The organism is uncultured Victivallis sp. (genome assembly GCA_944389935.1).
In the GTDB taxonomy this organism is placed as follows: Bacteria; Verrucomicrobiota; Lentisphaeria; order Victivallales; family Victivallaceae; genus Victivallis.
Map to the genome: position 1 here is coordinate 1 of CALXOE010000082.1, position 7,281 is coordinate 7,281.

Here is a 7,281-nt window from a genome sequence, read left to right on the forward strand (position 1 = left end):
GAACGAAAACAGTTTATTGACTGTTTCATTGACCTGTTTACTGTTCATATTGTAATCGCTCCATCAACAATTTGGCTTCTCCTTTTTGCAATAATATACAGTTGGAGTTAGCTGGTTGCGAATGCAATATGAGAATCTATGCACTTCAAAGTCTTTTGCAACACTCGGATCCAGCGGCGGGTGCTTTCGTAAGGAAGTTCCTTCAGTTCGCTGTATTCTTGAATCGTCAAGCCGCTGTCCCAATATTCTGACAGTTGCGCCTCCCAATAATCTCGTCCTTCGCGTCCCATGCCGTCCTCCCATTATTCCGGTTTGTGGAAGAACATACCACACTGTCTGACTCAAATCCAGATGGCCCTCACTGGGCGCATACTTGTCAATAGCGTCCTTCAAGCTATATGCATAAACCTCCGGCAACAGCATGTTTTTCACATACGGGGTTCCGGTATAGTTATAACAGGCAACCACGCTTGATCCCGCGTTTCTCAAACAGGCCGCCAGCTCGTTAATCGTTTTGCGTAAACTGGTCGAACCTTTTTCTGCAAAGTCTTTTTCCAGTTTATCTCCGAACGCATGGTGTGCTTCATCAACATAGATCCCCAGATTGTTCAGACGTTTCAGCATTTCAAAACGCTGGTTTGCAATCAACTCTTCTTCGGTTTCCACTTCCGTGTCGAAGTTATAGAGATCCTCGAAACCAGCCGTCGAGGAATTTTCTGCTCCTTCTTTTTCGACTCGGACATAGGTGTTATCGGCCGAGAAGAGCTCATCGACTGCTGTTTTTTCCTTGTGAGATTGTTTCAGGATAATCTTCTGGGTATTGGAGATGATGATGTTATATTCCGAATTTTCCAATATCTGCAAAGAAAGCGCCGCATCGTCGAGAAACGCAAACTTCAAATTGGCATCAAGCCAGGAAACATATTCCGGAGGAACAACCTTGCTTTTGTCGAAGGTTTGAATTTCTTTCAGCGATTGCAGAACGGTTTTATCCGGAGCAAACACCAGTGCGTTGTGGCAAAAATGCGGATCCTTCGGGAATTTATTCGCCACTAAGAACTCGTAGAAAATACAGGTTCCCATGAGGATCGTTTTTCCCAAGCCCATCGTGTTTGATTGTCCGCGGTGAAAAACGTCCCGAATTTCCCGGATCGATCCGGGACATCCGGGTGAACCGGAAATTCAAGGCGCTCTATTTTCTGCATACCGCCGGATGGGGAAACAACTCTCTCTGCGGGTATTACCGTATCCGTTACTCGGACGGCTCCAGCGTCGATTATCCGCTCACCGGCGGGAAAAACATCGCCGACTGGTGGATGCCGAAAAATCTTCCGGAGGCGCCGGTCGGAATCCGACGCATCGGCGCAGATGGTCACGAAATCGGATTTTACGTGGCCAAATGGCAGAATCCGCACCCCGATAAAACGATCGCGTCCATCGATTTTTACGCCGCATCGCGAAACGACGAAGGAGAAGTTGATTACATCAACCTTCAGAGCCCGGTTCCGGCATTGGCTGCGATCACCGGAGAATTTTAACAGAACTAAACAAGAAAGGTGAAATTCGTACAGTGCGCGTTTCCCTGTTCGCCGGGCCGGAAACTGTTTTTGTAGTTGATGCTCAACGTGACTTTTTCGCCCTGGCGAACCACCTTGAATACCGCGCGGTGCCGGCCGGCCGGAAGTTTCAACTCGTCGAGGTTGAGATTTTCCGGCGTGCGCCACGTCTCCTGCCGGGTGCGTACCAATTCCCGGCCGTCGAGCCAGAAAACCATCGGGCCGGAGTGACCGACGCTGATCAGAATTTCCATGTCGATCGGCGTTTCAAACTCCGAAACCAGATAGAATACCGCAGGACCGCTGCAACCGAAGGCCGAATCAACCGGAATGAGATCGTCCGGCGCGGCAATCCGCCCGTCCGGTACCCGAACGCCCTTGCCTGAAATGATTTCAGCTTCGTCCGGCAATGCCAATTCCAAGCCGGCGTGGGAGTTCAAGTGATAATTGCGGATCGCCGTCGCACGGTTGATGAACTCCCCCTGCGGCAGAAAATAATCGTAATGCACCCCGAAGAGATCCACCTGTCCAATCTCGTCGAAATTCCCGAAACACGGACCGTAAACCCGATACGGAACCGCCGCGGCAAAGCCGAATTCATATTTCTCTCCGCCGAGCTCCATTCGAACCAGATTGGTGTCCGCCACCGCCGCCGGATTGCCGTGGCGCACCGCGACCACGACAACGGCAACGCATCCTGCGGGAATGACAACTTCCGGATCGTATTCCAGCGTCAGAGAATCCGAAACCAGTCGCGCCGTGCCGCGAAATTCCGCATCGGTCAGATTTTCGATCAGGATCCTGCAGGAGGCGCTTCCGCCGGCCGCGATCACCGGCAATGCATCATATTCCACTTGAAAACGGAATGCGCGTTTCCGTTTCGGCAGACGGAATTCCGCCACTTCCGGCGGCAGGCCGGTCACCTTGAGCGAACGATTCCAGAAACGTCCCGCCTCATCAACCAGCCGGGCGACGTCACGTGCAAGCTGTTCAATCCGGTTCGAAGGTCGATTCAATTCAAACCCGGTGACGAAACCTGTGTCCTGAATGCCGTAATGGCGCTGCAATTTCTCCGCTCCGGAGATAATTCCCAGAACCGCTCCGGCAATCCCGCAGGTGCAGTCGGTATCATATCCGCTGTTCAGCGCAATCAGCGTCGCCTTTTCAAGGTCGCCGCCGCTTTTTTTCAATGCCGTCAGCGTGATGCCGATATTCTGAAACATATTCGTGCAATCCGGATGTCCATAATGACGCAACACCATCTCCCGGATTTTCCGCCAATCCTCCTCTTCCTCGCACCAGGCGGAAACCCGGCGAACCAGCCCGGCCAGTTTCGACTCCGCCGGAATTTCCGCGAGTCCCGCCGCAATCAATTGATCCAGATCGCGTTCGACAAAGGCTGCCGCCTCCATCGCGGCGATGAACGATTCCGAATAAATCGATTCCGCCGAATGGTCGATCTGACCATCCGCCCGGCAGATGCGCGCGGCCAGTTCCGGATCGCCCGCCGCAAGGCACGCCCAGATCTCGGCGCGAATGCAGCAGCCCATGCCCTCATGGTAATAATGATTATTGTAAATGCCGGACGTCGGCGGGTGAATGCCGCGCCGGTAATTGCGCTTGAAATAGGCGTATTCTCCGGGGTTGTAGGGCACGTGGGCGAGAAACGCGGCGGCAAGATCATCGGCGTCGAAATCCAGTCCGATTTCTTCAATCACGTTGAGCCACAGAATCTGCAGTTCAAGATCGTCATTCGGCAGCGAGATCCGCCAGAAAGCCGGATCGAACTGATAATGAAAAAGCTGTTTGCAACCTTCCAGCGGCGCTCCGATCGATCCGCAGATGCATTTGCCAAGCCAGCAGCCGTATACCCGGTCGAAATATTCTTCATAATCCATTTTCCGTCCCTTCTTCATCCTGAAATCATGGAATTTTGAAATTATAATAAAGTATATCATGACAACCGGAAGAAAACCTGCCCGATCCACCGAAATTTCAGCCCGGAACAATTTTTTTTCAACACTTCTGTGGCAGGGACTCCTCCGGCGGTGTATATTGAAACCAACCGACCGACCGGAGAAACGGGAAATACGGAGAAATGCATCTCTATAAACTGCTCGATTATGGAACAGAAGAGTTACCGCTGGCAGTCTGGCAGGTGAAATTCGACGCCGGCAATCTTCAGTTCAGAAAAAACGACGAACACCGGCACGACTGCATGGAAGTGATGTTCGTTACGCGCGGCTCCGGCGTCTGCCGGATCAACGGCGCCGCATACCCGGTGCTGCGTGGAGATCTTTACATCATCACTCCGGAGGATGTACACAGCTACCTTCTGGATCCGGAGTGTGAATTCTACAATATTCTCTTCGAGCCGGAATTTTTCGCAACCGTCCCCGAACTTGCAGCAATCATTGCGAAATGGCGGAAAAACCGTGAACACCCTCAAGTCGTGTTTCTCTCCCCTGACAAAATCGATCATCTGACCACGCTGGCGGAACGCATGACCGACGAACTGCACAGCCGCCGCCGGGGAGCGCAATGGCTGGCACGCTGCCTCTTCGGCGAATTCATGGTCGAACTGATCCGACAACAGGAGTTTGCACAAATTACGGCACCGCCGCCCGGACAACCGCAGACCGCATCCAGAATTCTCACTTACATCGAACGCCACCTGCATGGAGAACTGTCACTCCGGCAACTCGCACGCCTGGCGGGAATGAGCGACTCCACCTTCTCCGCCGCCTTCCGGAAGTGGACGGGAAGTTCCGCATTCGAATATATCGCCGCATTGAAGATTCGCCGGGCGTGTTCGCTGTTGAAGGAGCCGAAGCTCTCCATCGGCGAAATCGCCCGGCAGCTCGGTTTCAGCGACAGCTGCCATTTTTCGCGGGCGTTCCGGCGCCGCACCGGAATGGCTCCACGCGAATACCGCAGGCACCTTAAGGAACACGCCGCTCTACCTGCCATCCGGAGAGGAAACGGCGTTCCGACCGGGCGGGTGGAAACCATCAATCCTGCGTGACGCCCATCGCATTGAGCCGGGCGTGAACCGCTTCAAGATCCACCTCACGGACGGACGTTCCGTTCCGGACGGCGACCGCCGCCGCCACCCCGGCTCCAAGTCCGATATTGGCGCAGATCGGCATGACGCGGAAATTGGAATGCGCCTTGTGCGAACCGCCGATGCTCCGACCGGCGAGCAGCAGATTCTCCACCTTTTGCGGCACGCAGCAGCCGTAGGGAATCGAATAATCTCCGGCGGAATGAAAATGCTTCTGGACTCCATTCGCATCCAGCCCCGCCCCTTCGACGTTGTGAATGTCGAAGTTGAAGATGTTCTTCGTCGCAATCAAGTCCGGGAACCGGCGCGCCTCAAGAATATCGTCGGCGGTCAATTCGTATTCCGTAAGAAAATGGCGCGTCTCACGCACACCGACCACCTCGGCGGTCTTGAGCCAGAAACACGATTCGTATCCCGGCACATATTCGCGCAGAAACGCCACGATCGCCGGGATCTGCCGGTGACAGACGATCTCCGCCCGAGTCAGATCGTCGGCGTTGCTGCCGTCCACATCGGTCAGATTGGTCATGTTGACCGTCACCTCGCCGCGCATCGTCGAGCGGTAGAGCAGCACATGTCCGGCCGGCGGCGGCAATAATTTGCGCGCGAGAGCCTGGAGCTCCCCCTTCGGCGTGTCGACGAGCGTCTCAAATGAACCCGGGAACACCGCCCGGTCAAAATCGACCCCGCCGATCTTGAACATCAACGTCACCGGCTGCATTTTCCCGTCCCCTTCGCGGCCGACGCGAAACTCCGCACCGGCCCGGACGGCAAGGTCGCCGTCACCAGAACAATCGATCAAAACCCGGCAGCGCCACGCTTCGCGGCCGGATTTGCTCTCGGTGACGATTCCGGTGACCGCCTCCCCCGCGCAGATCACATCACAGCAGCGGGTGTGAAGGCGCATCTTCACCCCCGCCCCCTCCAGAAGATCGAAGATCGCCAGCTTGGCTTGTTCATGATTGATGACCAGCGTATTTTCTTCATCGAGCACTTCGCACTCCCACGGACTCCTGCGGCAACGCGCCTGAATTTCATGCATCACCAGCGAATCGGTCCCGCCGGTCCAGTGCGACATCAACCCGGAGGTAATCATGCCGCCGAAACAATTCGTCTCTTCGACGATCAACGTCGACGCTCCGCTCCGTGCCGCCCCCAGCGCCGCGGCGACTCCGGCCGGGCCGCCTCCGGCGACGATGACGTCATAACTGCCTTTTACTGGAATACTCCGGGCCGCCTCCTGATACATTTCCATGAGTAAATCGCTCCTGTGAATTGAGTTGGTTCGCCTTCTGAATATAATATCATAAAACATTTCCCGCCGAAAACCTTCAATCTCCATGCGGATTTTCTTCGATTTCCGCAGAATTCGACAATCTGGAAAAAATTATTGTTTTTTTTACGTGAATCACCTTGCATTATTAACACTGCTGCACTATAATACACCCAGATCAGCTGATCTATGGCCGTTTCAGTTTTCTCCATTCGTTCCTCAATATCGTCTTTCTCTTTCTCAGACACATATTTGAAATCTTCCTGCGGCAATTCGATCGCCAATGCTCCAGCTAAAGCCTCCTGAATCGATTTGGAATCTGCCTTGCGTCCGCCGTCCTGGTACATCGCATAATACAAATCCCGATTGATGTGCCAATGGCAACGTTGTTGCTCCGAGGCGTATTCGGCAAATGCTTCGGACAGCCCAAGTTCGCCATCACAAATCAAAATACTACCATCAGGAAACTTCATTTCTTGCTCTTTCCATTGCTGGTTGATGTCCTCCCAACGGGCTCCCGCGCATGCCCCTAATGGAAATATCTTTCCCGATTGCGTAATGCCGATCACCACCTTCAAATCTCCTTTGCGAGCTTCGCCATTTCGACCTCCGCCCTTGAATCCGGTCCCATCCGGCATAATCTGAATCGGTGCGGAACCGATTACCCGCCTGGATATGTCGATTTCATCACAATCCGTTCGCAACACCCAGCCATGCGCAGTATGAAACGACACAGGCAGTTTTCCGTCACGTGCCAATTCCTGAACGGCACGCCGATAATTCGTCTCGCTCGCTGCTTCAACAATCAGCTGTTCCAGTTCATTGGTTTTCGTCTGATAACGCCCCAAGTGAATGAAGCGCTGCAAAGGCGAAAAGCTTTTTCCGCACGCAGAACAACTCACGCGCCAGAACCTCATTTTGAACTCCCCCAAGCTGGTTCGAATGCGACGCTCAAAGCTGCCGTTCTGACGAAGATGACCACTATCGCAACACTTCAACGCATCTGTTTCGCCATGAAAGATTCGATACATCAGGAGCTCCTGAACCATCTGCAAAATCATCTTCAGCAGTTCGGCGAAGGCCTTGCGGTCATACACTTCTGCCAACTTTGTTACAAGTTCGTCCAAAGAAAAGCCATTCTCCGATTGACAAAACGACAAGTCCATGCTAATTTTACCTTGCATCTGCATTCCCTTTATGTTGAGATTTTGAGTTACTCAAAATAAAAGGCAGATGCAACCTTGTCAAACAACACATCCCATCACAAAATTTGGGACATTATCCAACAATTTGGCTGCTGTATTTTTCTCTTAATATACAGCTGAGGTTATCCGGTTGCGAATGCAATATGAGAATCTATGCACTTCAAAGTCTTCTGCGACACTCGG

Annotated in this window: 6 protein-coding genes; 2 read left to right on the plus strand and 4 right to left on the minus strand. The window is 53.2% G+C overall.

What is annotated here, in order from left to right:
* Positions 1–63: 63 nt before the first annotated feature.
* Complete coding sequence (locus tag Q0J85_RS15075) at positions 64–1,083, minus strand: hypothetical protein (RefSeq protein ID WP_294483098.1); 1,020 nt, start codon at positions 1,081–1,083, stop codon at positions 64–66.
* A gap of 86 nt (positions 1,084–1,169) precedes the next feature.
* Between Q0J85_RS15075 and Q0J85_RS15080 the strand changes: the two genes are divergently transcribed.
* Complete coding sequence (locus Q0J85_RS15080; RefSeq protein WP_294483100.1) at positions 1,170–1,538, plus strand: hypothetical protein; 369 nt, start codon at positions 1,170–1,172, stop codon at positions 1,536–1,538.
* A gap of 5 nt (positions 1,539–1,543) precedes the next feature.
* Here the strand turns inward: Q0J85_RS15080 and Q0J85_RS15085 are convergent, their stop codons facing one another.
* Complete coding sequence (locus tag Q0J85_RS15085) at positions 1,544–3,454, minus strand: ADP-ribosylglycohydrolase family protein (RefSeq protein WP_294483102.1); 1,911 nt, start codon at positions 3,452–3,454, stop codon at positions 1,544–1,546.
* Positions 3,455–3,654: 200 nt separating this feature from the next.
* On the opposite strand from Q0J85_RS15085, the gene Q0J85_RS15090 reads away from it, so the two are divergent.
* Complete coding sequence (locus Q0J85_RS15090; RefSeq protein ID WP_294483103.1) at positions 3,655–4,581, plus strand: AraC family transcriptional regulator; 927 nt, start codon at positions 3,655–3,657, stop codon at positions 4,579–4,581.
* Here the strand turns inward: Q0J85_RS15090 and Q0J85_RS15095 are convergent.
* Both Q0J85_RS15095 and Q0J85_RS15100 read right to left on the minus strand, forming a co-directional pair.
* Positions 4,568–5,875, minus strand: a complete 1,308-nt coding sequence (locus Q0J85_RS15095) for an FAD-dependent oxidoreductase (RefSeq protein ID WP_294483104.1) — start codon at positions 5,873–5,875, stop codon at positions 4,568–4,570. The genes Q0J85_RS15090 and Q0J85_RS15095 overlap by 14 nt on opposite strands.
* Entirely contained in the window at positions 5,836–7,077 is a 1,242-nt protein-coding gene (locus tag Q0J85_RS15100; protein WP_294483106.1) for a hypothetical protein, read from the minus strand. Before Q0J85_RS15100 ends, Q0J85_RS15095 begins: the two co-directional genes overlap by 40 nt.
* Positions 7,078–7,281: the final 204 nt, after the last annotated feature.